Consider the following 23461-nt stretch of genomic DNA (forward strand, 5'->3'; position numbering starts at 1 on the left):
GAAATTCAAATTCACTATTCAAAATGAAGCCAAAAGAAAACAGCCAGCCGGCGAATATCTGCTTCGCCAAAAGTGCCGGTTCCAGCGGGGTGGCGTGGCGAATCGTTGAACTCTTAAGCCTTGCCCGAGACCTGCACGGGAATCTGTGCCGTGCCCGGGGCAGTGTTCACGACTTCGAAGTACTCCCCCGGTCCGGTAATGGTCCATCCTGCTTCGCGCCAAGTAGGACGGTCCAGCACATTGCGCCCGTCAATCAGCACACGGCTGGAAACCACGCTGCCGAGCTCCACGGGGTCTAGGTCCCGGAATTCCTGCCATTCGGTCAGCAGCAGGACGATATCGGTGTCCTGGGCCGCCTCCTGCCAGGAGTCCACGTAGTGCAGGCGAGGGAAGCGTCCCGCGGCGTTCTTGTTGCCCTGGGGGTCGTAGACCGAGACGTCGGCACCGGCGTTGTACAGGCGCACGGCGATGTCCAGGGCCGGCGAATCTCGCACGTCGTCGCTGTCCGGCTTGAAGGTCACACCCAGTACGCAGATGTGCTTTCCTGCCAGCTCATTGCCCAGCATGCTGGAGGCCAGCGAAACGACGCGGTCGCGGCGGCGCAGGTTGATCTGGTCCACTTCGGCAAGGAAGCCCATGGTGTGGCTCAGTCCGAGCTCCGAGACGCGCGCCTGCAACGCGCGGATGTCCTTGGGCAGGCAGCCGCCACCGAAGCCCACCCCGGCATTCAGGAAGCGGCGTCCAATGCGGCTGTCGTGGCCGATGGCATCGGCCAGGGTCTTGATGTCGCCGCCAACTGTTTCGGTGACCTCCGCAAAGGCGTTGATGAATGAGATCTTGGTAGCGAGGAAGGCGTTGGCCGCGACCTTGACCAGTTCCGCCGTCTCAAGGTCGGTCACGATTTCCGGCGTGCCATGTTCCAGGATCGGGGCGTAGACCTCGCGGATCTTGCGCAGGCCGAAGCCTTCCGGATCCGTGTCGCTCAGTCCGTAGACCAGGCGGTCGGGGGTCAGTGTGTCTTTGACGGCGAAGCCCTCACGTAGGAACTCCGGGTTCCAGGCCAGAGTGACCTCGCTGCCGGGGAGCGCCTTGGCGGCGATGCGCTCGGTCAGGCGGCGGGCGGTGCCCACCGGTACGGTCGATTTGCCGACAATCAGCGCCTGCCCGGTGATGTGCTCCAGCAAGCTGTCGACGGAGCCATCCACGTAGCTCATGTCCGCCGATTGGGAATCGGCGCGCTGCGGCGTGCCCACGGTGATGAAGTGGATGTCCGCGTTGGCCGCGGCATCGGCGTAGGAATCGGTGAAGCGCAGCCGTCCGCTGGCCACGTGCTTGCGCAGCAGCTCCGGCAGGCCCGGTTCATGGAAGGGCAGGATCCCTGATGCCAGGGCCTTGAGCTTGGAGGCATCGACATCGAGGCCGATGACTTCATATCCCAGTTCCGCCATGCAGGCTGCGTGGGTAGCTCCCAGATAACCGGTACCGATAACGCTGATGCGTAGAGTCACGACTCTCCCTTTTCGTCCGTGCCCTCGCCGCACGGCGGGACCTGACTTCGAATTCTCTCTTCAGCATGCCACATCCCCGCAGTGCGAACCCTTGGGGAACACGCTACGGGGATGTGAGAATTTACTGAAGATCTACTTGCTAGTCCACCAGATCAACGTGGCATTAACCCAGCGCCAGATGCTCCAATACGGATGCGGCCAAGGCCTCAGCTTCGGCCTGCGCCTGCTGCTGGGTGGCGGCCTCGACCATCACGCGGACTACCGGCTCGGTACCGGAAGGGCGCAGCAGCACGCGTCCGGTGGAGCCCAGACGCGCTTCGGCGGCTTCGATATCCAGCTGCAGCGGTTCGCAGTCAGGCACGGCGGCCTTGTCCACTCCGCGCACGTTGATCAGGACCTGCGGAAGCACGGTCAGCACCGAGGCAAGTTCCTTCAGGGACTTGCCGGTGGCCTTGACCCGCGCTGCGATGTTCAGGCCGGTGAGCACGCCGTCGCCGGTGGTGGCGTACTTGCTAAAGATGACATGGCCGGACTGTTCGCCGCCCAGCGAGTAGTCGCCTTCCTGCATGCCTTCCAGCACGTAGCGGTCGCCCACGCCGGTCTGCTTCACGGTGATGCCGGCAGCCTCCATGGCCAGCTTCAGACCGAGGTTGCTCATCACGGTGGCGACCAGGGTGTTGTCCTTCAGCTCGCCGCGTTCCTTCATGTCGATGGCCATGATGGCCATGATCTGGTCGCCGTCGACGATGGTGCCTTCGTGGTCCACTGCCAGGCAGCGGTCGGCGTCGCCGTCGTGGGCGATGCCCAGGTCTGCCTTGTTTTCCAGCACGGCGGCCTGCAGCTTCTCCAGGTGGGTGGAGCCATAGCCGTCGTTGATGTTGATACCGTCCGGCTCCGCACCGATCACGATGACCTGTGCGCCGGCGGCCTTGAAGACCTCCGGCGAGCAGCCCGAAGCCGCGCCGTGGGCGCAGTCCAGCACGACCTTCAGGCCGTCCAGGCGGTTGGGCAGGGACTGCAGCAGGTGCACGATGTAGCGGTCCTCGGCATCTGCGAAGCGCGAGACGCGTCCGACTTCTCCGCCGACGGGACGCGGCTTGGGCATCTTAAGGCATGCCTCGATGGCGTCTTCCAGCGAGTCGTCAAGCTTCTTGCCGCCGCGGGCCAGGAACTTGATGCCGTTGTCCGGTGCGGCGTTGTGGGATGCGGAGATCATCACGCCGAAGTCTGCGTCGAGGTCGCCGACCAGGAAGGCCGCGGCCGGGGTGGGAAGCGTGCCTGCGTCCTTGACGTCGACGCCGGAGGCGGCCAGACCCGCTTCGATTGCGGCAGAGAGGAAGTCGCCGCTGATACGCGGATCCTTCGCTACCACAGCGACTGGTTTGTGCCCGTCCTCAGGCTGGCTCAAACCCAAAACCACCGAAGCTGCCTGCGCGAGTTCCATCGCCAGCTCGGGGGTTAACAATTCGTTTGCTTTTCCTCGGACCCCATCGGTCCCAAATAACCTTGCCATCGTAATCAATCATAAGCCCTGCGCTTCGATTTACCGGGCTTGCACGGTGCCCGGGGCGCTACCAATTACGAAGATTGCCAAGAATCCCGCGCCGTTCAACCGGCGGTTAACGGCCAACGGCCCCACAAACCCCGAAGGGTTGTGGAGCCGTTGGATAAACCTCGAAGTAAGGTTTAGCGCTTCGAGAACTGCGAAGCCTTGCGGGCCTTCTTGAGACCAGCCTTCTTGCGCTCGATGACGCGTGCGTCGCGGGTCAGGTAACCGGCCTTCTTCAGGGTTGGGCGGTTAGCGTCGCGGTCGATCTCGTTCAGTGCACGGGCGATGCCCAGGCGCAGTGCGCCAGCCTGACCGGAGATGCCGCCGCCGTGGATGCGGGCGATAACGTCGTATGCGCCTTCCAGACCCAGAACCTTGAAAGGCTCGTTAACATCCTGCTGGTGCAGCTTGTTCGGGAAGAAGTCGTCCAGTTCGCGACCGTTGACGGTCCACTTGCCGGAGCCTGGGATCAGGCGAACGCGGGCGATAGCCTGCTTGCGACGGCCAACTGCTCCACCTGGAACGGTCAGCGGAGCACGCTCGGTCTCGGCCACAACGGTCGAGGCAGCGGTCTCGGTGGTGTAAGACGAAGGGGTCTCGCCTTCAAATTCAGTGGTTTCTTCAGCGTTCTGAGCCACGATAATCTCCTATTAAGTGTTTGTTGTCGGGGCCAGGACTACTGAGCGACCTGGGTGATTTCCAGTGCCTTTGGAGCCTGAGCAGCGTGTGGGTGCTCGGCGCCGCGGTAAACCTTCAGCTTGGACATCTGAACAGCAGACAGCTTGTTCTTAGGGATCATGCCACGCACGGCCTTCTCAACAGCCAGCACTGGGTTCTTTTCCAGCAGGTCGGCGTAGTTCATGCTCTTCAGGCCGCCCGGGAAGCCCGAGTGACGGTAAGCGCGCTTGTTCTGCAGCTTCTTGCCGGTCAGAGCAACCTTTTCGGCGTTGATGATGATGACGTGGTCGCCCATGTCCATATGTGGAGCATAGGTTGGCTTATGCTTGCCGCGCAGCAGGGTTGCGGTCTGAACGGCGAGGCGGCCGAGCACTACGTCGGTGGCGTCGATGACGAACCACTGACGAGTCTGATCAGCCGGCTTTGGGGTGTACGTACGCACAGTAATTGCCTTACGTTGATTCGTTTCTGGTCAAACAGTCGCTTGGCCGGAAGCGGTGAGATCCCCCGGTGACGAGCACTGTCGTGTTGTTCTTGTGTTTGGACCAGTACGTCAGGTGAGGACTGATATAGACCGGCCGTCCAGGATTGTTCGCGCGCCCAGCAGACCAGCGACTATGCAACTAAGCCGTCACGCTTGGGCGTGTAGTGTCGAACGTGGACATACACAACTCATAAAAGTTTAGCTGATTAAAGCCTTTCCGGCCAAAAATGCTCGGTGCTGGTGAGTAAGAACACCCTTAATCGGCGCAGTTTTCGCTGCTTTGGACCGCAGCGGCTCCGCGCGGGTCCACGTCATGCTCTTCGCGCTTGGCGCGGGTCTGCAACGCACGTGCAGCCAGCTGGTCGGCGTCCGGGTAGTAGACCTCTTCGAGCACCAGCGCCCGGGGATGGGCCAGCTTGGTTTTGGAATCTCGGACCATCTCCTCGAGGCGGCTCGCCAGGAACCCAGGCTGCTCGCGTCCGTCACCCACCATCATGGCCGCGCCGATCAGCGCCCGGACCATATTGTGGCAGAACGCGTCCGCTTTCAGATGGGCGAGGATCAGTCCGTCCTCCGTGCGGGTGAAGCTGAACTCCTGCAGAGTGCGGATAGTTGTCGCATCGGGACGAGGTTTGCAGTAGGTCAAGAAGTCATGGCGGCCGAGCACTGTCCGCGCTTCGCGGTTCATCGCGTCGACGTCCAGCGGCTCGCGGTGCCAGGTTGTCAGGTGGCGGGTCAACGGATCCCAGCGATGGATGCCATCGGCGATCCGGTACGAGTAGCGGCGGGCCAACGCGGAGAACCGGGCGTCGAAGCCGTCCGGGGCCACTTCTGCCTCATGCACCCATACGGCTCCATCCTGCCGCCCTAGGATGCCGTTGATACGGCGAACCAAGGCAGGGCCGGGCTCCAGGGAAGAGCGACGCGGGAGTCCGTCGAACTCCTCCTGGGTCAAGTCCAGGTGGACCACCTGACGGCGGGCATGCACTCCTGCGTCGGTGCGGCCGGCGACCACCACGCGAACACGCCGGCGGATCAGCATTTCCAGTGCTTCTTCGACAAGCTGCTGGACGCCGGTGACATTGGGTTGACGGGCCCACCCGTTGTAGGCTGCACCGTCATATCCGAGAACCATGCGCATCCGGATCCATGCCGGGGTCCGGGCCTCCCCCAAGGCTGTGGTTCCCATCGGATCAAATAATTCAGACTGCGCACTCATGAATACCATTATGCGCAATGCCTTTTCATCTCACCGAATCCGGTGGCGCGGTTCACCCGCCTGCTGCCACCCTCCTCCGGCAGCCCTGTCATTTCCGCTTCAAGCCCTGGACACGTTGGATCGGCCGTGCGTAGAAATAATACAAAAGCCGGATTTATCCAAGGTAAACTAATCGGACGCCGAGAGGTCCCCTGGTGGCCGCACTCGCTCTCCCCATCACCAAGCTAAGGAAACCCATGCTGAAAAAGATTTCTGCCAGCGCCGCAGTACTGGCTATTGCCGGCACTGTGCTGACCGGTTGCAGCGGCAAGCTCTCCACCGAAGAAACCTGCAACTACATCAACGACCAGGCGCAAGAACAGAACCTCAAGCAGAAGATGACCGATGCTGGTTCCGCCATCGCTACGGGCGATGCGTCCAAGTTCAGGGATGCCACCGCTGAGCTCGCTTCCGTGATGAAGGATGCTGCGGGAAAGACGTCTGATGAGAAACTCGCCGACGCCCTGACTCGCTCCGCGGATCTGTCGAACAAGATGGCGGAGGCCATGGGCGATGACAGCCTTGACCTGGTGGCAATGGCCGCCAAGATGCAGGAATTCCAGACGCCGGAGTTCACCGAAGCCTCGACGTACCTGACAACGGCCTGCCCGAGCATGCCGGCACTGGATTAGGCTGGCCGCCCTGCGGGCGAACAATCCCGCGGGCCCATTGCGGACGGGCGGGTGAATCGCTAGTGGTTCATCCTCCCGTTTCGCATCAGCCAGTGCACGGCAGGGCTTAAACAAAGATCCCCGGAATATCTGAACGATATTCCGGGGATCTTTTGACGCTTCACGCGCCGAAGATGCTAAGCGCTAGGGCTTAGGCCTCTTCGGTAGCTTCAGCAGCCTTCTCGGCAGCCTTGGTGGCTTCCTTGACGACGGCCTGCTTAGGCGAAACTGGCTCCATCACGAGCTCGATGACAGCCATAGGAGCGTTGTCGCCCTTGCGGTTGCCGATCTTGGTGATGCGGGTGTAGCCACCGTTGCGGTCAGCCATGGCTGGTGCGATGTTCTCGAACAGTTCGTGAACGATCGACTTGTTGGTGCGCGAACGCGAAGCGATCACGGACTGGACGCGACGACGCGAAGCCAGGTCACCGCGCTTTGCGAAGGTGATCAGGCGCTCTGCATGTGGACGCAGACGCTTGGCGCGGGTCAGGGTGGTGGTGATCTTCTTGTTCTCGAAGAGCTGTGCCGACATGTTAGCGAAGATCAGTCGCTCATGTGCTGCACTGCCGCCGAGACGCGGACCCTTGGTAGGGGTAGGCATAGTGGTTCTCCTAGATGAATAACCCGTTCCGAACGGTCATACCGTGCGGACGGATGAAGTAGTGTGTCGCGAGACTCAGGTCTTTACAGACCCTCGTCGTAGTCGTCGCCATCGTCGATGGCGCTACGAGCGGCCAGATCGAAGCCTGGAGGGGAATCCTTCAGGGCCAGACCCAGTTCAACAAGCTTGGCCTTGACTTCGTCAATGGACTTCGCGCCGAAGTTGCGGATGTCCATGAGGTCGGCCTCGGAGCGAGTGACAAGTTCACCCACAGAGTGGATGCCCTCACGCTTCAAGCAGTTGTACGAACGAACGGTGAGTTCCAGATCCTCAATCGGCAACGCCATGTCGGCAGCCAGAGCTGCGTCGGTTGGCGATGGGCCGATTTCGATACCCTCTGCTGCAGTGTTCAGTTCGCGGAACAAACCGAACAGTTCAACCAGGGTGGTACCTGCGGATGCAACTGCATCGCGCGGGGTGATCGATTCCTTGGTCTCCACGTCAACGATCAAACGATCGAAGTCGGTGCGCTGCTCAACACGGGTGGCCTCCACGCGGAAGGTCACCTTCAGCACTGGGGAGTAGATCGAATCCACAGGGATGCGACCGATCTCGCCATCAGCGCTCTTGTTCTGAGCGGCAGACACATAACCGCGGCCGCGCTCAATGGTCAGTTCCATATCGAACTTGCCATTGGCGTTCAGGGTCGCGATGTGCAGATCAGGGTTGTGGAACTCCACACCGGCTGGCGGGGTGATGTCCGCTGCGGTGACGACGCCTGGGCCCTGCTTGCGCAGGTAGGCGACGACTGGCTCGTCGTGCTCGGAAGACACGGACAGGTTCTTGATGTTCAGAACCAGTTCGGTGACGTCTTCCTTGACACCGGCTACGGTGGTGAACTCGTGCAGCACGCCGTCGATACGAATGCTGGTGACGGATGCACCAGGAATCGAGGACAGCAGGGTGCGGCGGAGCGAGTTACCAAGGGTGTAACCAAAGCCTGGCTCCAACGGTTCGATAACGAAACGGGAGCGGTTTTCGGCAACTACTTCTTCGGTCAGGGTTGGGCGCTGCGTAATGAGCACTTACATTTCCTTTCAGCGAGCGTCCGCTATATGACGCCTCACGGGGGTGGAAACGACGGTAGCCTTCAGGTGGCCGTTCGTCTTTTGCAGGCTGATAAGTCCAAGATAGTCACCGGAGCACTCAGAAGAATGCTTCGGTGACTTCTCAAGCTTGGCCTAGCGAGTCAATTAGACGCGGCGACGCTTCGATGGGCGGCAACCGTTGTGTGCGCTTGGGGAAACATCCTGGATGGATCCAACCTCAAGGCCAGCAGCCTGCAGCGAACGGATCGCGGTTTCGCGTCCCGAGCCCGGGCCCTTGACGAAAACGTCAACCTTGCGCATGCCGTGCTCCTGTGCACGCTTTGCAGCGGACTCAGCAGCCATCTGGGCAGCGTATGGGGTCGACTTACGCGAGCCCTTCATGCCAACCTCGCCGGCCGAAGCCCACGAGATCACAGCGCCAGTCGGATCGGTGATCGAAACGATGGTGTTGTTGAAGGTGCTCTTGATATGCGCCTGACCCTGCGCGATATTCTTTTTGTCCTTGCGACGCGGCTTACGTACCGCTCCACGAGTCTTTGGGGGCATTTTTTCTCCTACGAAAAAGGTTTATGAACTAGACCGCTAAGATTTAGCGAGTCTTCTTCTTACCGGCTACGGTGCGCTTCGGGCCCTTACGGGTACGAGCGTTGGTCTTGGTGCGCTGACCGCGGACCGGCAGGCCCTTACGGTGACGAAGACCTTCGTAGGATCCGATTTCAACCTTGCGGCGGATGTCGGCCTGAACCTCGCGGCGCAGGTCACCTTCCACCTTGTAGGTGCCTTCGATGAAGTCACGAAGCTGAACGAGCTCAGCGTCGGTGAGATCCTTCACGCGGGTATCCGGGGAGATCCCGGTTGCTGCGATGGTCTCTTCTGCACGGGTCTTGCCCACGCCGTAGATGTAAGTCAGCGCGATGATTACGCGCTTTTCGCGTGGGATGTCCACGCCTGCTAAACGAGCCAAGTGGCTACCTTTCAACCAACGGAGGTCTGGAGCAGCACCTTCCGCGATTTACTCGCGGCCCCGGCCTCCGAACCCGGGGGTGAACGGCAACCTGGGTTGCCGCGGTACTGCCTAAATGACTACGCGTGGGATATCCCGAAAAACGGAATTAGCCCTGACGCTGCTTGTGGCGTGGATTCTCGCAGATCACCATGACGCGACCATTGCGGCGAATCACCTTGCACTTGTCGCAGATCGGCTTCACGCTAGGGTTAACCTTCAAGGGTTTACTCCTCTTGCGGTTGCAGTTAAATGTGGAGCAGTAAAAAGCTTATCCAAGAACAATCCTCTAGCGGGCGCTTTGCGATGAATCGCACAACGTCCGCCGGGAAAGTCAAAGAGTGCTGTTTACTTGTAGCGGTAAACGATACGGCCTCGGTTGAGGTCGTATGGGCTCATTTCAACCTGCACTCGGTCCTCTGGGAGGATTCGAATGTAGTGCTGACGCATCTTACCCGAGATAGTGGCGAGCACCACGTGTCCATTCGGCAGCTCCACGCGGAACATCGCGTTCGGCAGCGCTTCGGCCACAGTGCCCTCTACCTGGATGACACCTTCCTTCTTGCCCATTTTCCCCGCTAACTTTGGTTGCTTTGGTTTCCCTCAGCAAGTAATTGGTTCAAGTCCGACACCGGCGCATCCCAAACCTAGGGTTTTGGGCGCACTTAAATGACGAACCAACAGACAACACTACGCCATCACCACGGCCTTCGCCAATTCGGGCCGTGTTTTAAACTGTTAGATCCAGCACTTCGCGTGAACGCGGGGTGCTGGATCCACAGTCGAAAGATCCCCTACGGGAGAATCGGCGAGGGGGCCACGCCGAACGGAGCCAGGCCGGCCTCTCCCCCGTCATGCGCCGAGAGCACCCAGATGCCGCCCATGGTGAAGGCGACGGTGTGCTCCCACTGGGAGGCGTTGGACTTGTCGTTGGTGACCACGGTCCAGTCGTCCTCCAGCACCGAGGTCTCGATGCCGCCGCGGACCAGCATCGGCTCGATGGCCAGGGCCATGCCCGGCTTGATCCGCGGGCCGCGGTGGCCGGAATTGTAGTTCAGCACGTCCGGGGCCATGTGCATCTCGGAACCGATGCCGTGGCCGCAGTAGTCCTCCAGGATGCCCAGCTCGTCGCCCGGCTGGCTGGTGACGTAGTCGTCGATGGCGGTGCCGATCTGGCCGATGAAGCGGGCCTTGGCCGCGGCGGCGATGCCGGCCCACATGGCCTGCTCGGTGATGTCGCTCAGTCGCTGGTCGGCTGGGTCAATGTTCTTGCCCACGAGCACGGTGCGCGCAGAATCCGAGTGCCAGCCGTCCACGATGGCGCCGCCGTCGATCTTCAGCACGTCGCCGTCCTTCAGCTCGTAGTCCGACGGGAAGCCGTGCACAACCTCGTGGTTGACCGAGGCGCAGATGTTCGCCGGGAACCCGTGGTAGCCGAGGAAGTTGCTGGTCGCTCCGTGGCGCTCAAGCACCTTTGCGAAGACCTTGTCGACGGCTGCGGTGGTGACGCCCGGGCGTGCCATGGCGACGGCCTCATCCAGCGCCTCTGCCAGTACCAGGCCGGCTTCGCGCATCTTCAGGATTTCCGAGTTGGATTTGTACTCAATTCGCGGCTGTCCAAGTGCCAAGGTAACTCCCTTAGGTGTTCACGGGTTGCTCGCCGCCGGCGGGTGCCGGCTCGGGTGCGAGTCTTCAGTCTAAAAATCGCACAGGGACCGTGCCGCCAGCCCGAAGGCTTGCCGTGCACGGTCCCTGCGCGTGAAAACGCTTGTGGCTTAGGCGTTGACGTTCAATGCGGCCATGACGCGGTCGGTGACCTCGTCGATGGCGCCGATGCCGTCGACCTTGCGCACAATGCCGCGCTCTTCGTAGCGGTCGACCACGATCTTGGTCTCTGCGTTGTACAGGCCCAGGCGGTGGCGGATGACGTCTTCGGTGTCGTCTGCGCGGCCTTCGATCTCTGCACGCTTCAGCAGGCGTGCAACCAGCTCGTCGTCGTCGGCGGTCAGCTGCAGCACTGCGTCCAGGGCGATGCCCTTGGCCTCCAGCATTGCGTCCAGCGCGTCGACCTGTGCGCTGGTGCGCGGGTAGCCGTCCAGCAGGAAGCCGGTAGCCACGTCGTCCTGGTTCAGGCGGTCTTCGACCATGTTGTTGGTGACCGAATCAGGTACAAAGTCGCCATTGTCGATGTACTTGCTGGCTTCGATACCCAGCGGGGTGCCGCCCTTGACGTTCGCGCGGAAGATGTCGCCGGTGGAGATCGCGGGGATCTCCAGGCGCTCGGAGATCTTCACGGCCTGGGTTCCTTTGCCGGCACCCGGCGGTCCAATGATAAGCAGTCGACTCATCGCAGTAGCCCTTCGTAGTTTCGTTGCTGCATTTGAGCATTGATTTGTTTGACGGTCTCAAGACCAACACCAACCATGATGATGATGGAGGTACCGCCGAATGGGAAACTCTGGTCTGCGTTGATCAGCACAAAAGCAATCAGTGGAATCAACGCGACGAATGCCAAGTACAGCGAGCCTGGGAACGTGATGCGTGAGATCACGTACTGCAGGTACTCGGCAGTCGGACGGCCTGCCCGGATGCCCGGGATGAAGCCGCCGTACTTCTTCATGTTGTCAGCCACCTCAACAGGGTTGAAGGTGATGGCCACGTAGAAGTAGGTGAAGCCGATGGTCAGCAAGGTGTACACCAGCATGTACCACGGCGAGGAAGTCGAGGAATGCGTCTGCAGCCAAATCGCCCATTCCGGCAGCGTGCCGTCCGGGTTCTGGTTGAACTGCACGATCATCTGCGGCAGCGCCAGGATCGAGCTGGCGAAGATCACCGGGATCACGTTGGCCATGTTCAGCTTCAACGGGATGTAGGTGGAGGTGCCGCCCACGGTGCGTCGGCCGATGGTCCGCTTGGCGTACTGCACCGGCACGCGGCGCTGGGACTGCTCCACGAACACGACCAGGCCGATGATGACCAAGCCGATGGCGATGACGCCGATGAAGGTCACCCAGCCCTGGGTCTGCAGGATCGAGGTCATCGAGGCCGGGAAGCCCGAGGCGATCGAGATGAAGATCAGGATCGACATGCCGTTGCCGATGCCGCGCTCGGTGATCAGCTCGCCCATCCACATGATCAGGCCGGTGCCTGCGGTGAGGGTGATGACCATCAGCAGGATGACGATCAGGCTGTCGTCCGGAACCAGCGGAAGGCTGCAGCTCGGGAACAGATTGCCCGTACGGGCCAGGGTCACCAGGGTGGTGCCTTGCAACAGTGCCAAGGCGATGGTGAGGTAACGCGTGTACTGGGTCAGCTTGCCTTGGCCGGCTTGGCCTTCCTTGTGCAGGGTCTCGAAGTGCGGGATGACCACACGAAGCAGCTGCACGATGATGGCGGCCGTGATGTACGGCATGATGCCCATCGCGAAGATGGAGACCTGCAACAGGGCGCCGCCACTGAACAGATTCACAAATGAATAAAGTCCACCGGTGGTGTCACCCATTGCCAGACACTGCTGAACGTTGCTGTAATCAATGCCCGGGGTCGGGATGAATACGCCGATACGGTAGATCGCGATGATCCCCAGCGTGAACAGCAACTTGTTGCGCAGATCAGGCGTCCGAAAAACTCGGGCTATGGCGCTGAACAAGCGTCCTCCTGAAGTATGTTCCTGAGTCGTTAAGCCAGATACGACTACGACCTAATGATTCTAGCGTTCCGAGGTAGCTCCGCGCCAAATACAAGACACGGAAAATGCCGGGAATTTCTCATTTGTAATAAGAACTGCCATATCAGCGAAGTAATTTCCGACGGTCAGCCGAAAAACTTTGAGAAATGGAAAGCCCCCGTCCACTTTGAAAACTCAACGTGAACGGGGGCTTCGCCTTGGCTTGACCCTGGATTAGAGGGTGTTTGCCGAGCCGCCGGCAGCAGCGATCTTCTCAGCTGCGGAAGTCGAGAAGGCATCAACCTTCACGTCGACCTTGACCGAGATCTCGCCGGTGCCCAGCACCTTGACGGGCTGGTTCTTGCGAACAGCGCCCTTGGCAACGAGTGCCTCGACGGTGACTTCGCCACCCTCTGGGAACAGCTCCGAGATCTTGTCCAGGTTCACGACCTGGAACTCGACGCGGAACGGGTTCTTGAAGCCGCGCAGCTTTGGCAGACGCATGTGCAGCGGAAGCTGTCCACCTGCGAAGCCTGCCTTCACCTGGTAACGAGCCTTGGTACCCTTGGTACCGCGACCGGCGGTCTTACCCTTCGATGCCTCACCACGACCAACACGGGTCTTGGCGGTCTTGGCACCTTCAGCTGGACGCAGGTGGTGTACCTTAAGTGCGTTTTCCTTCTGAGCCATCTTTACTTCGCCTCCTCAACCTTCAGCAGGTGTGGGACCTTGTTGACCATGCCGACAGTCACAGGGTCAGCGGAGCGGACAACGGTGTGTCCGATGCGCTTCAGGCCCAGCGAGCGAACAACGTCGCGCTGTACCTGGTTACCACCGATGATGGACTTGATCTGGGTGATTTCCAGCTGGGCATCGCTTGGAACAATGTTCTTAGCCATTGAATTAAGCACCTGCCTTCTGGGTCTGGATGTGACGCAGCATTGCTGCCGGTGCAACCTCGTCCAGCGGAAGACCGCGGCGAGCTGCAACAGCCTGAGGCTCTTCCAGAGCCTTCAGTGCGGCAATGGTGCCCTGAACGATGTTGATCTGGTTCTGCGAACCCATCGACTTCGACAGGATGTCATGGATGCCTGCGCACTCCAGCACGGCGCGCACTGGACCACCGGCGATAACGCCGGTACCCGGAGCGGCTGGACGGAGCAAGACAACGCCAGCGGCGGCCTCGCCCTTGACCAGGTGCGGGATGGTGGTGCCAACGCGTGGAACGCGGAAGAAGGACTTCTTGGCCTCTTCAACGCCCTTGGCGATAGCAGCAGGAACTTCCTTGGCCTTGCCGTAGCCGACGCCGACCATGCCGTTGCCGTCACCGACGACTACCAGAGCGGTGAAGCTGAAGCGACGACCACCCTTGACGACCTTGGAGACGCGGTTGATAGCTACAACGCGCTCAAGGAACTTGTCCTTGTCTTCGTTGCGGTTATCCTTCTGATCGCGACCGCGGCCACGACCTTCACCACGACCGCGGCCTTCGCCACGACCGCGACCCTCGCCACGGCGGGATCCGGTGTTCTCGGTAGCGGGAGCAGCTGCAGTCTCGACTGCCTCAGTAGCTTCAGACACCTGAGTTTCCTTCTTGTTGGTTGCTTCGCTCACAGTGCCAGCCCACCTTCACGTGCGCCGTCAGCAACAGCAGCCACGCGACCGTGGTACTTGTTGCCGCCGCGGTCGAATACAACAGCCTCAATGCCGGCTGCCTTGGCACGCTCTGCAACGAGCTCGCCAACGCGCTTGGACTTTGCGGTCTTGTCTGCATCGCTTGCGCGAAGATCTGCTTCCATGGTCGAAGCGCTGGCCAGGGTCAGACCCTTCGAGTCGTCCACGATCTGAACGAACATGTGACGAGCCGAGCGGTTGATGACCAGGCGTGGACGGGCCTCGGTACCGGTGATGCGCTTGCGCACACGCAGGTGACGACGACCGCGCTGAGCGGACTTGCTCTTGCCCTTGATTCCGATAGCCATGATTACTTACCAGCCTTTCCAGCCTTGCGCAGGATACGCTCGCCGGCGTATCGGATGCCCTTGCCCTTGTAAGGCTCGGTCTTGCGCAGCTTGCGGATGTTAGCAGCAACCTCACCGACGTGCTGCTTGTCGATGCCAGCAACGGTGATCTTGTTGTTGCCCTCAACGGTCAGGGTGATGCCCTCAGGGGCGTCAACGCTAACCGGGTGGGAGTAACCCAGAGCAAGCTCAAGGGAGTTGCCCTTGGCCTGAACGCGGTAACCGGTACCGTGGATTTCGAGCTTCTTCTCGTAGCCCTCGGTGACACCGATGATCAGGTTGTTGATCAGGGTACGGGTCAGACCGTGCAGCGAACGGGCCTCGCGGCCGTCGTTCGGACGGGAGACGGTAACGGTGTTCTCGTCCTTGGCAACGGTGATCGGAGCCGAAACGGTCAGCGAAAGCTCACCCTTCGGGCCCTTGACGGTGACCAGCTGGCCATCGACATTCAGTTCAACGTTGGCAGGAACGGTGATCGGAAGACGTCCAATACGTGACATAGTGTTTTCCTTCCCTTCCCGTTACCAGACGTAGGCGAGGACTTCCCCACCCACGCCCTTCTTTGCAGCCTGACGGTCGGTAAGCAGACCGGAGGAGGTGGACAGGATTGCGATGCCAAGACCACCGAGCACGTGAGGCAGGTTGGTGGACTTTGCGTATACACGCAGGCCTGGCTTGGAGATACGACGTACGCCGGCGATCGAACGCTCGCGCGATGGGCCGTACTTCAAAGTGATGGTCAGCTTCTTGCCGACTTCGGCAGCCTCTTCCTCGAAGGAGGCAATGTAGCCCTGTTCCTTCAAGATGTTGGCAATGCGCAGCTTGAGCTTGCTCGACGGCATCGACACAGTGTCGTGGTAAGCCGAGTTGGCGTTGCGCAGTCGAGTCAGCATATCTGCGACTGGATCTGTCATAGACATGTGGGCTTCAGCCCTTCCTCGTTACGGTTTCCTTTGCGGACCTGTAACGTAGTGAGATTAGTTGTTGGTCTTGAACGGGAAGCCCAGAGCCTTGAGCAAGGCGCGGCCTTCATCGTCAGTCTTGGCGGTGGTCACCACAGTGATGTCCATGCCGCGCACGCGATCGATCTTGTCCTGATCGATTTCATGGAACATCGACTGTTCGGTCAGACCGAAAGTGTAGTTGCCATTGCCATCGAACTGGCGGTCGCTCAGGCCGCGGAAGTCGCGGATACGAGGCAGTGCCAGGGTGATCAGGCGATCAACGAATTCCCACATGCGATCGTTACGCAGGGTGGTGTGGGTACCGATCGGCATGCCTTCGCGCAGCTTGAACTGGGCGATCGACTTGCGGGCACGGGTAACCACTGGCTTCTGACCGGTGATTGCGGTCAGATCGCGTACGGCGCCTTCAATGAGCTTCGAATCCTTGGCTGCTTCGCCAACACCCATGTTCACGACAACCTTGGTCAGGTTAGGAACCTGCATCGGGTTGGCGTAGTTGAACTGCTCCTGCAGGGCAGGGCGGATGTCAGCTGCGTACTTAGCGCGCAGACGTGGCTGGATCTTGGTGGCTGCTTCAGTCATTACAGATCCTTTCCGGAAGCCTTGGCGTAACGTACGCGTACAGTCTTGGACACGCCGTTCTTTTCTACGGTTTCCTCGCGGAAACCAACGCGGGTTGGCTTCTTGGTTTCTGGATCAACCACAGCAACGTTCGAAACGTGTACTGGAGCTTCAACAACCTCGATGCCGCCAGTCTGGGTGCCGCGCTCGGTCTGGCCAGCCTTGGTGTGCTTGGTGACGCGGTTAACGCCCTCAACCAGCACGCGGTTGGTCTCAGTGATGACCTTCAGGACCTTGCCCTGCTTGCCACGTTCCTTACCGGCGATGACCTGAACCAGGTCACCCTTCTTGATCTTTGCGCCCATGCTTACAGCACCTCCGGAGCCAGGGAAACGATCTTCATGAACTTCTTGTCGCGAAGCTCACGACCCACTGGGCCGAAGATACGAGTTCCACGAGGATCGGCAGCGTCACCCTTGAGGATGACTGCAGCGTTCTCGTCGAACTTGATGTAGGAACCGTCGGCGCGACGGATTTCCTTCTTGGTGCGAACGACGACAGCCTTGACGACGTCGCCCTTCTTTACGTTACCGCCAGGGATTGCATCCTTGACGGTTGCGACGATGGTGTCGCCGATGCTTGCGTAGCGACGCTTCGAGCCGCCCAGAACACGAATGGTAAGGATTTCCTTAGCACCGGTGTTATCGGCAACCTTGAGTCGCGACTCCTGCTGAATCACTTCTTACTCCTGTCGTCTCGCTGGTTCTCATAAATGAGCCTTGCGGAACGGATATGGTCTCCACGATACGATCGCTTACCCCCACCGACGCGGGCGCACCGAATGCTGATCCCAATTGGCGGCAGGGCCGAGGCGTAAAATATCGAGGCTGTGTGTGCCGCGGAAATGATTTCCGGCCGCACTGCATCAGGCCGAAGGTGGATAGTCCCCGAACATGATGCGCACAGATTCTTAAGTTTAGCCTAGAGTGGCGCGAAACCGAAATGGTGTGGTAGGGCCGAAAGACGCGTTGTTGGTCACATCGGACAGGAAGAAGATCCGCGGAAAATCAAGGATTGATCATCAGCTCGGACACCACACCCAGATGATCCGAACCCTTGATGGCACTGGTTTCGAACCTCTGGGCGGCGGCATCCTTGACCAGAATATGATCAATCTCAATGACTGCCGGCACTTTCCCCAGTGCTGGCCATGACGTGTTGGGCCACAGGCCCGACGACTCGGTGAAACCGGTGGTCGCTCGGCGGTACTGCGGGTGGGCGCGGACCGCGTTGAAGTCCCCGGCAAGGATCACCGGTGTTCCATGCTCTTGTTGCGACCACTGTGCGAGGGCTTCCAGGCCCTGGTTCCACCGCGTGGCGTCATGCAGCGGCGGGAAGATGTGGATGCCTGCCACGGTGATCAGTCCCTGCGGCAGCTGGAGCTCAGCGACGGGAAGCGAATGCCATCCTGTTGCGGCGCTGGCCAGCTCCTCGCTGCGTTCCGTGAGCGGATAACGGGAGAAGATCACGGTATCCCGTTCTCCGCCGGCCGGTGCCTGCGCGCTCCGGAATTTCAATGCACCTATGGCACCTCGCCGAGCCAGGGCGGCATGCAGCGGCTCGCTGGTTTCCACCAGCACCAGCACGTCGGGGTCGGCCTGCCGGATCGCCTCGGCCAGGGCATCAGGGTCCGCGCCGGCCTTGAGCGCGTTGAAGGACATGACTGTCAGCGTTGCACCGCCCGCGTCGGTGGACGCCGGAGGCACCTGTGGGTTGATGCTGGCCGCGGAGCCGGCAAGCAGGCAGGTGAACAGCACGGCGGCTACCGCCCAGCGGCGTTGAAAAAGGGCGATGAGGCCGAGGGCCAGCGGCAACACCAGCAACCACAGCCCGAAGGCCTGCAGTTTGGGGATCCAACCGCCACCAAGCCAAGGGAGCCAGACGAGAACCGCGACGAGTATGCTTGCCGTCAGCACCAGCGACCACGCCCAGCGATGTTTGGTTGTCGTCCGAGTGCGCTCCATGCCTCGAGACTACGCGGTGAGCGTGCATGCACCCGCTAGCGTTGGCGTGTCCCTATTGTTCTGCGGCCCATTGGGCTACTCGTTGTGCGCTTTCTTCTTCGGACAGGTCCTCCACGCGGCTGAGGATCGACCAGCGGATGCCGAAGGGATCGATGATGGACGCGAAACGGTCCCCCGAGACGAAATTCGTTGCCGGTTCGCGGATAGTTGCCCCGGCCTGGACCGCCTTGGCGAGGACCTCATCGGCGTCCTGGCAGTACAGCCCCATCGAATAGCAGGCGTTCGGCGCGGCAGGCGGCGGTACGAGGCCGTACTCCGGGCTCGGTTCACCGATCTGCAGGTGCCCTTGCCCGAAATCGATCTCGGCATGCGCGAGAACCCCGCCCATGACGGTGGTATCGATAATCCGCGCCCCGAACACGTCGCGGTAGAACTCCAGCGCGCCGGCGGCATTGGCGATCGCCAGGAACGGGGTCAGGCTGCTCACGCCATGAGGCACGCCGTCGGTGGTGTGCTTGCCAGTGACGCCCCGGGTTGATTCATTCTCTGTTTTCATACCACCACGGTATTCCCCTGTGGCACCCTTGGACTTGTAAATACGCGACAACTTCAAGGCGGTGGCCGGTGGCGGATGAACGTGATCGCCGGGGTGTCTTGTACCCGGCGCGGCTCCCCCAGTTCGAACGCATTCTCCCGCCGCCCGAGTTGAAGGACCTGGTCGGCTGGTTCTGGCTGGTGCACTGGGATATCGCCGCAGGCCGGACCTCGCGGCAGCAGCTGCTCCCCTTCCCGCTGATGAATCTGGTGGTGCAGCGGGAAGGCGTGACGCTCTCCGGACCAGCCTCGGCGGCATCCCACCGGGATCTGGCCGGCAAGGGCTGGGCCGTGGCCGCCTTGCTTCGGCCCGCTGCGGCAACCGCCCTGGCGCTGTCCCCCGCGACGCTGATCGATCGCGAAGTCGGCTTCGAGACCCCGGAACTGTTGCAGGACATCAGCCGCATCCTGGAAAAGGGCAACGGCCCTGCGGCTAATCCGGAGAGCGCTCGGGCGCTCGGTGCGTGGTTCACGCGCTCGTGCCCCGCCCCTGATGCAAACGGGCTGCGCGCGAATGAATTTATCGACTACGTCGCAGCCACCCGCAGCGCCGTCAGCGTCGAGCAGGTTGCCGAAGCCTTGGGATTCAGCGTCCGGAGCCTGCAGCGGCTCTCGCTTCGCTATGTGGGCTTGCCGCCTTTAGCGGTGATCCGCAGATACCGCCTGCAGGAAGCAGCCCAGCGGGTACGGGAGAACCCGTCGGCTTCCATCGCCCAGATCGCCGCCGAGCTGCGGTATACGGATCAAGCGCACCTGGCCGCGGATTTCCGGAGAATCCTTGGATTCAGTCCCAGCACCTACCGTGCGCACAGCCAGTCCGCAGGCCCGCAGTCCGAGAACGAATCATGAGCGGCATGGTGCGCGGGACTCGGCGCACAATTGTTGAGCGGGGGTCAGGGCTGGATGGCGGCGATGGCGCTGATCTCAATCATCGCGCCGGGCATTCCCAGTCCAGCAACCATGCTGGCCACCACCAGAGGCGGATCATCCCGGACAAGCCGTGGAGCGATGGCGCCGTAGGCGGCGTTGACGTCGCAGCCCTGGAGCATCACCACCGTCCACTGGACCACGTCGACCAACTGCGCCCCTGCGGCAGTCAGCGCGGTGCCGGCATTCTCCATCGCCTGCGCGGCCTGCGCTGCGATGTCCCCTGCGCCTACCAGCTGTCCCTGCGCGTCTACCGCGTTTTGTCCGCCCAGGTAGATCGTGGCCATCCCGGGTGGAACGACCGCGGCGTGGCTGAAGGCCGGAGAGCGGACGAGCCCCTCGGGACGGAGGTACTGTATCTGTGCCATGAGGCATGGTTGCACAGAATCGCGGTCTCGGCCATGATGTCCAGGTTCTTCCGGGTACGCAAAAACGCCCCGAACTCTTCTTTCGAAGTGTTCGGGGCGTTTTGTGCAATTCACGTTATCCGTGAAATCACCAAGAAAGCTTACTTAGCCTTCTCGACGATCTCGACCAGACGCCAGTGCTTGTCAGCAGACAGCGGGCGGGTCTCAGCGATAACAACCAAGTCGCCGATGCCGGCTTCGTTGTTCTCGTCGTGAGCCTTCACGTTCTTGTTGCGACGCATGACCTTGCCGTAGAGGGCGTGCTTCACACGGTCCTCAACGTCAACGACGATGGTCTTCTGCATCTTGTCGGAAACCACGTAACCACGGAGGGTCTTGCGGTCGTTGCGCTCGGTTGCGTCAGCCACACCGTTCTCCTTCTCGCTCATTACTTGGAGTCCTTCTTGGTTTCTTCAACCGGGACGACGACATCCTGACGAATACCCAGCTCGCGTTCGCGCAGCACCGTGTAGATGCGGGCGATGTCGCGCTTGATGGACTTCAGGTTACCGTGGGATTCCAGCTGGCCGGTGGCCGACTGGAAACGCAGGTTGAACAGTTCTGCCTTGGCCTTCTTCAATTCCTCGTTCAGACGAGGAGTATCGAAGCCGTCCAGGGACTCAATGCTAAGGTCCTTAGAACCGATAGACATCCCTATTCACCACCTTCACGACGCACGATGCGTGCCTTCATCGGCAGCTTATGGATCGCGAGACGCAGGGCCTCACGAGCTACCTCTTCACTGACGCCACCGAGTTCAAACATGACTCGTCCTGGCTTGACGTTGGCGACCCACCACTCCGGCGAACCCTTACCGGAACCCATGCGGGTTTCGGCTGGCTTCTTGGTCAGCGGACGGTCTGGGTAGATGTTGATCCACACCTTACCGCCACGCTTGATGTAACGGGTCATGGCGATACGAGCGGCCTCGATCTGACGGTTAGTCACGTAAGCCGGGGTCAACGCCTGAATACCGTAATCACCGAATGCTACGGTGGTGCCGCCCTTTGCAGCACCCGAACGCTTCGGGTGGTGCTGCTTGCGGAACTTTACTCGACGTGGGATAAGCATTTAAGCCTCTCCTCCTTCCGCAGCCGGAGCTGCAGCGCCCTTGTTGCGGTCGTTACGACGACGACGCTCTCCACCACGTGGACGATCGTTGCCGCCGCGGCCGCCGCGAGCTGGAGCAGCAGCAGCCTGCTGTGCAGCCAGTTCCTTGGCGGTGACATCACCCTTGTAGATCCAGACCTTCACGCCGATACGGCCGAAGGTGGTCTTGGCTTCGAACTTGCCGAAGTCGATGTTCGCGCGCAGGGTGTGCAGCGGCACACGGCCTTCGCGGTAGAACTCCTTGCGGGACATTTCTGCACCGCCCAGACGACCGGAGCACTGCACGCGGATGCCCTTGGCACCTGCACGCATTGCCGACTGCATTGCCTTCTTCATCGCACGGCGGAAAGCCACGCGGGAAGCAAGCTGCTCGGCGATGCCCTGGGCGACCAGCTGGGCCTCCATGTCAGGGTTCTTGACCTCGAGGATGTTCAGCTGAACCTGCTTCTTGGTGAGCTTTTCGAGCTCGCCGCGAATGCGGTCGGCTTCGGCGCCGCGACGACCGATAACGATGCCCGGACGAGCGGTGTGGATATCCACACGCACGCGGTCACGGGTACGTTCGATCTCAACGCGGGCGATGCCGGCGCGGTCCATGCCGTCGGAGAGGAGCGCACGGATCTGTACGTCTTCCTTCACGTAATCCTTGTAACGCTGACCTGGCTTGCTGGAATCAGCGAACCAGTGCGACACGTGGTCAGTGGTGATGCCGAGACGGAAACCGTTCGGGTTTACCTTCTGTCCCATTTAGTTCTCCCCACCCTTCTTAGGGGTTGAAACAACCACAGTCACGTGGCTGGTGCGCTTCTTGATCTGGAATGCGCGACCCTGAGCTCGCGGCTGGAACCGCTTCATGGTCGGGCCTTCGTCAACAAACGCCTCGCTGATAATCAGCTCGTCCTCATTGAATGCTTCACCTGCGCGGTCCGCGGCGGCACGGGCGTTAGCCACTGCCGATGCGACAACCTTGTATACCGGCTCCGAAGCTGCCTGTGGGGCGAACTTCAGAATGGCCAGTGCTTCGTTGGTCTGCAGACCACGAACAAGGTTGACGACGCGCCGGGCCTTCATAGGCGTTACGCGGATGTGACGCGCAATTGCCTTGGCTTCCATTGCTATCCTTCTCTCGTCTATCGAAGAAGTGCTAAGCGATCACTAGTTCCCTTGCGGGGCCTAGCGGCGCTTGCCCTTCTTGTCGTCCTTTACGTGGCCACGGAACGTGCGGGTTGGAGCAAACTCACCGAGCTTGTGACCAACCATGGATTCGGTAACGAACACAGGAATGTGCTTGCGACCGTCGTGCACGGCGATGGTGTGTCCCAGCATGTCCGGGATGATCATCGAACGGCGGGACCACGTCTTGATGACGTTCTTGGTGCCCTTTTCGTTTTCAGCAACGACCTTCAGGAACAGGTGCTGATCGACGAAGGGGCCTTTCTTCAGGCTGCGTGGCATGTTTCCAGGCTCCTATCGCTTGTTCTTGCCGGTCTTGCGACGACGCACAATGAGCTTGTCGCTTTCCTTGTTCGGACGACGGGTGCGTCCTTCACGCTTACCGTTAGGGTTGACCGGGTGGCGACCACCGGAGGTCTTACCCTCACCGCCACCGTGTGGGTGGTCGATCGGGTTCATGGCTACACCACGCACGGTTGGGCGAACGCCCTTCCAGCGCATGCGGCCGGCCTTGCCCCAGTTGATGTTGATCTGCTCGGCATTGCCAACTTCGCCGATGGTTGCGCGGCAGCGCACATCAACGTTGCGGATTTCGCCGGAAGGCAGACGCAGCTGGGCGAAGCGACCCTCACGGGCTACCAGCTGGATCGAAGCACCAGCGGAACGAGCCATCTTGGCGCCGCCGCCTGGGCGGAGCTCCACAGCGTGAATCACGGTACCAACCGGGATGTTACGCAGCGGCAGGTTGTTGCCTGGCTTGATGTCAGCGTTCGGACCGGCCTCAACGGTGTCACCCTGGTTGAGGTTGTTCGGTGCGACGATGTAGCGCTTGGTGCCGTCCACGTAGTGGAGCAGGGCGATACGAGCGGTACGGTTCGGGTCGTACTCGATGTGAGCAACCTTTGCCGGAACGCCGTCCTTGTCGTGACGACGGAAGTCGATCACGCGGTATGCGCGCTTGTGTCCGCCACCCTTGTGTCGGGTGGTGATCTTACCGGAGTTGTTACGGCCACCGCTCTTGGTGAGCGGGCGAACCAGCGACTTTTCCGGAGTCGATCGGGTGATTTCTGCGAAGTCGGCTACCGACGAGCCGCGCAGGCCCGGGGTAGTCGGCTTAAACTTACGAATTCCCATTTATTCTATTCCTCGTT

General features: G+C 60.8%; 34 protein-coding genes and 1 pseudogene. 2 read left to right on the forward strand and 33 right to left on the reverse strand.

The window, feature by feature from the left end; translation table 11 throughout:
• Nucleotides 1-113 precede the first annotated feature (113 nt).
• The 5 genes from JQN66_RS11870 to truA all read right to left on the reverse strand — a co-directional run bounded on the left by JQN66_RS11870 (nucleotide 114) and on the right by truA (nucleotide 5354).
• Entirely contained in the window at nucleotides 114-1508 is a 1395-nt protein-coding gene (locus JQN66_RS11870) for a UDP-glucose dehydrogenase family protein (protein WP_204675208.1), read from the reverse strand.
• Between the two features lie 163 nt (nucleotides 1509-1671).
• Nucleotides 1672-3021, reverse strand: coding sequence for a phosphoglucosamine mutase (gene glmM / locus JQN66_RS11875; RefSeq protein WP_188948904.1), 1350 nt, complete (start codon nucleotides 3019-3021; stop codon nucleotides 1672-1674).
• Nucleotides 3022-3194: 173 nt separating this feature from the next.
• Entirely contained in the window at nucleotides 3195-3695 is a 501-nt protein-coding gene (gene rpsI, locus JQN66_RS11880; RefSeq protein ID WP_047119652.1) for a 30S ribosomal protein S9, read from the reverse strand.
• A 38-nt stretch (nucleotides 3696-3733) separates the two neighbouring features.
• A complete protein-coding gene (gene rplM, locus JQN66_RS11885; RefSeq protein WP_188948905.1) occupies nucleotides 3734-4177 on the reverse strand; it encodes a 50S ribosomal protein L13 in 444 nt (147 codons plus the stop codon).
• A gap of 298 nt (nucleotides 4178-4475) precedes the next feature.
• A complete protein-coding gene (gene truA, locus JQN66_RS11890) occupies nucleotides 4476-5354 on the reverse strand; it encodes a tRNA pseudouridine(38-40) synthase TruA (RefSeq protein ID WP_338029208.1) in 879 nt (292 codons plus the stop codon).
• 320 nt (nucleotides 5355-5674) lie between these two features.
• Between truA and JQN66_RS11895 the strand changes: the two genes are divergently transcribed.
• Nucleotides 5675-6109, forward strand: a complete 435-nt coding sequence (locus tag JQN66_RS11895) for a hypothetical protein (protein WP_188948906.1) — start codon at nucleotides 5675-5677, stop codon at nucleotides 6107-6109.
• 193 nt (nucleotides 6110-6302) lie between these two features.
• On the opposite strand, the pseudogene rplQ reads toward JQN66_RS11895, so the two are convergent.
• The 20 genes and pseudogenes from rplQ to JQN66_RS11995 form a co-directional block, all read right to left on the reverse strand.
• Nucleotides 6303-6749: pseudogene (gene rplQ / locus JQN66_RS11900) on the reverse strand (50S ribosomal protein L17); the annotation flags it as partial.
• 83 nt (nucleotides 6750-6832) lie between these two features.
• Nucleotides 6833-7834, reverse strand: a complete 1002-nt coding sequence (locus tag JQN66_RS11905) for a DNA-directed RNA polymerase subunit alpha (RefSeq protein ID WP_188948907.1) — start codon at nucleotides 7832-7834, stop codon at nucleotides 6833-6835.
• A gap of 168 nt (nucleotides 7835-8002) precedes the next feature.
• The gene (gene rpsK, locus JQN66_RS11910) at nucleotides 8003-8404 is read right to left on the reverse strand and encodes a 30S ribosomal protein S11 (RefSeq protein WP_038992179.1); all 402 of its coding nucleotides are present in this window, start codon (nucleotides 8402-8404) and stop codon (nucleotides 8003-8005) included.
• A 43-nt stretch (nucleotides 8405-8447) separates the two neighbouring features.
• On the reverse strand, nucleotides 8448-8822 hold the full coding sequence (gene rpsM, locus JQN66_RS11915; RefSeq protein WP_047119657.1) for a 30S ribosomal protein S13: 375 nt from the start codon (nucleotides 8820-8822) through the stop codon (nucleotides 8448-8450).
• 148 nt (nucleotides 8823-8970) lie between these two features.
• On the reverse strand, nucleotides 8971-9084 hold the full coding sequence (gene rpmJ, locus JQN66_RS11920; RefSeq protein WP_071894985.1) for a 50S ribosomal protein L36: 114 nt from the start codon (nucleotides 9082-9084) through the stop codon (nucleotides 8971-8973).
• Nucleotides 9085-9209: 125 nt separating this feature from the next.
• Entirely contained in the window at nucleotides 9210-9431 is a 222-nt protein-coding gene (infA, locus tag JQN66_RS11925; protein WP_188948908.1) for a translation initiation factor IF-1, read from the reverse strand.
• Between the two features lie 224 nt (nucleotides 9432-9655).
• Nucleotides 9656-10489: a type I methionyl aminopeptidase gene (gene map, locus JQN66_RS11930; protein WP_188948909.1), complete on the reverse strand. Its 834-nt coding sequence runs from the start codon at nucleotides 10487-10489 to the stop codon at nucleotides 9656-9658.
• A 147-nt stretch (nucleotides 10490-10636) separates the two neighbouring features.
• Nucleotides 10637-11209 carry an adenylate kinase gene (locus tag JQN66_RS11935; RefSeq protein ID WP_188948910.1) on the reverse strand — a complete coding sequence of 191 codons (573 nt, stop codon included), beginning with the start codon at nucleotides 11207-11209 and terminating at the stop codon, nucleotides 10637-10639.
• The gene (gene secY / locus JQN66_RS11940; protein WP_204675210.1) at nucleotides 11206-12510 is read right to left on the reverse strand and encodes a preprotein translocase subunit SecY; all 1305 of its coding nucleotides are present in this window, start codon (nucleotides 12508-12510) and stop codon (nucleotides 11206-11208) included. Before secY ends, JQN66_RS11935 begins: the two co-directional genes overlap by 4 nt.
• 252 nt (nucleotides 12511-12762) lie before the next feature.
• Nucleotides 12763-13218 (reverse strand): 50S ribosomal protein L15, encoded by a 456-nt coding sequence (gene rplO, locus JQN66_RS11945; RefSeq protein WP_047119662.1) that lies wholly within the window; start codon nucleotides 13216-13218, stop codon nucleotides 12763-12765.
• Nucleotides 13219-13220: 2 nt separating this feature from the next.
• Entirely contained in the window at nucleotides 13221-13427 is a 207-nt protein-coding gene (gene rpmD / locus JQN66_RS11950) for a 50S ribosomal protein L30 (protein ID WP_047119663.1), read from the reverse strand.
• A 4-nt stretch (nucleotides 13428-13431) separates the two neighbouring features.
• Complete coding sequence (gene rpsE / locus JQN66_RS11955) at nucleotides 13432-14109, reverse strand: 30S ribosomal protein S5 (protein WP_188948912.1); 678 nt, start codon at nucleotides 14107-14109, stop codon at nucleotides 13432-13434.
• Nucleotides 14110-14138: 29 nt separating this feature from the next.
• A complete protein-coding gene (rplR, locus tag JQN66_RS11960) occupies nucleotides 14139-14510 on the reverse strand; it encodes a 50S ribosomal protein L18 (protein ID WP_188948913.1) in 372 nt (123 codons plus the stop codon).
• A 2-nt stretch (nucleotides 14511-14512) separates the two neighbouring features.
• Complete coding sequence (gene rplF / locus JQN66_RS11965; RefSeq protein ID WP_188948914.1) at nucleotides 14513-15049, reverse strand: 50S ribosomal protein L6; 537 nt, start codon at nucleotides 15047-15049, stop codon at nucleotides 14513-14515.
• Between the two features lie 21 nt (nucleotides 15050-15070).
• The gene (rpsH, locus tag JQN66_RS11970) at nucleotides 15071-15469 is read right to left on the reverse strand and encodes a 30S ribosomal protein S8 (protein WP_047119667.1); all 399 of its coding nucleotides are present in this window, start codon (nucleotides 15467-15469) and stop codon (nucleotides 15071-15073) included.
• Between the two features lie 57 nt (nucleotides 15470-15526).
• Nucleotides 15527-16096, reverse strand: a complete 570-nt coding sequence (gene rplE, locus JQN66_RS11975) for a 50S ribosomal protein L5 (RefSeq protein ID WP_188948915.1) — start codon at nucleotides 16094-16096, stop codon at nucleotides 15527-15529.
• Nucleotides 16096-16440: a 50S ribosomal protein L24 gene (rplX, locus tag JQN66_RS11980; protein WP_047119669.1), complete on the reverse strand. Its 345-nt coding sequence runs from the start codon at nucleotides 16438-16440 to the stop codon at nucleotides 16096-16098. The genes rplE and rplX overlap by 1 nt, the downstream gene beginning before the upstream one ends.
• Before the next feature lie 2 nt (nucleotides 16441-16442).
• Complete coding sequence (rplN, locus tag JQN66_RS11985; protein WP_013349674.1) at nucleotides 16443-16814, reverse strand: 50S ribosomal protein L14; 372 nt, start codon at nucleotides 16812-16814, stop codon at nucleotides 16443-16445.
• A gap of 328 nt (nucleotides 16815-17142) precedes the next feature.
• Nucleotides 17143-18099 (reverse strand): endonuclease/exonuclease/phosphatase family protein, encoded by a 957-nt coding sequence (locus JQN66_RS11990; protein ID WP_204675212.1) that lies wholly within the window; start codon nucleotides 18097-18099, stop codon nucleotides 17143-17145.
• Between the two features lie 52 nt (nucleotides 18100-18151).
• Nucleotides 18152-18655 carry a VOC family protein gene (locus JQN66_RS11995; RefSeq protein ID WP_204675214.1) on the reverse strand — a complete coding sequence of 168 codons (504 nt, stop codon included), beginning with the start codon at nucleotides 18653-18655 and terminating at the stop codon, nucleotides 18152-18154.
• 68 nt (nucleotides 18656-18723) lie between these two features.
• On the opposite strand from JQN66_RS11995, the gene JQN66_RS12000 reads away from it, so the two are divergent.
• Nucleotides 18724-19542, forward strand: coding sequence for a helix-turn-helix transcriptional regulator (locus JQN66_RS12000; RefSeq protein WP_204675216.1), 819 nt, complete (start codon nucleotides 18724-18726; stop codon nucleotides 19540-19542).
• Nucleotides 19543-19586: 44 nt separating this feature from the next.
• Here the strand turns inward: JQN66_RS12000 and JQN66_RS12005 are convergent, their stop codons facing one another.
• The 8 genes from JQN66_RS12005 to rplB form a co-directional block, all read right to left on the reverse strand.
• Nucleotides 19587-19988 (reverse strand): RidA family protein, encoded by a 402-nt coding sequence (locus tag JQN66_RS12005; protein ID WP_204675218.1) that lies wholly within the window; start codon nucleotides 19986-19988, stop codon nucleotides 19587-19589.
• A gap of 140 nt (nucleotides 19989-20128) precedes the next feature.
• Entirely contained in the window at nucleotides 20129-20416 is a 288-nt protein-coding gene (gene rpsQ / locus JQN66_RS12010; protein ID WP_047119673.1) for a 30S ribosomal protein S17, read from the reverse strand.
• The gene (rpmC, locus tag JQN66_RS12015) at nucleotides 20416-20679 is read right to left on the reverse strand and encodes a 50S ribosomal protein L29 (RefSeq protein WP_229777386.1); all 264 of its coding nucleotides are present in this window, start codon (nucleotides 20677-20679) and stop codon (nucleotides 20416-20418) included. The genes rpsQ and rpmC overlap by 1 nt, the downstream gene beginning before the upstream one ends.
• Nucleotides 20680-20681: 2 nt before the next feature.
• Nucleotides 20682-21098, reverse strand: coding sequence for a 50S ribosomal protein L16 (gene rplP, locus JQN66_RS12020; protein WP_188948920.1), 417 nt, complete (start codon nucleotides 21096-21098; stop codon nucleotides 20682-20684).
• On the reverse strand, nucleotides 21099-21884 hold the full coding sequence (rpsC, locus tag JQN66_RS12025; protein ID WP_047119676.1) for a 30S ribosomal protein S3: 786 nt from the start codon (nucleotides 21882-21884) through the stop codon (nucleotides 21099-21101). It abuts the gene before it with no gap.
• Entirely contained in the window at nucleotides 21885-22250 is a 366-nt protein-coding gene (gene rplV / locus JQN66_RS12030) for a 50S ribosomal protein L22 (protein WP_047119677.1), read from the reverse strand.
• A gap of 60 nt (nucleotides 22251-22310) precedes the next feature.
• Entirely contained in the window at nucleotides 22311-22592 is a 282-nt protein-coding gene (gene rpsS / locus JQN66_RS12035; protein ID WP_022874134.1) for a 30S ribosomal protein S19, read from the reverse strand.
• A 12-nt stretch (nucleotides 22593-22604) separates the two neighbouring features.
• A complete protein-coding gene (gene rplB, locus JQN66_RS12040) occupies nucleotides 22605-23444 on the reverse strand; it encodes a 50S ribosomal protein L2 (protein ID WP_188948921.1) in 840 nt (279 codons plus the stop codon).
• Nucleotides 23445-23461 lie beyond the last annotated feature (17 nt).

The sequence above is a fragment of the Glutamicibacter protophormiae genome, assembly GCF_016894325.1.
Lineage (GTDB): Bacteria > Actinomycetota > Actinomycetes > Actinomycetales > Micrococcaceae > Glutamicibacter > Glutamicibacter protophormiae.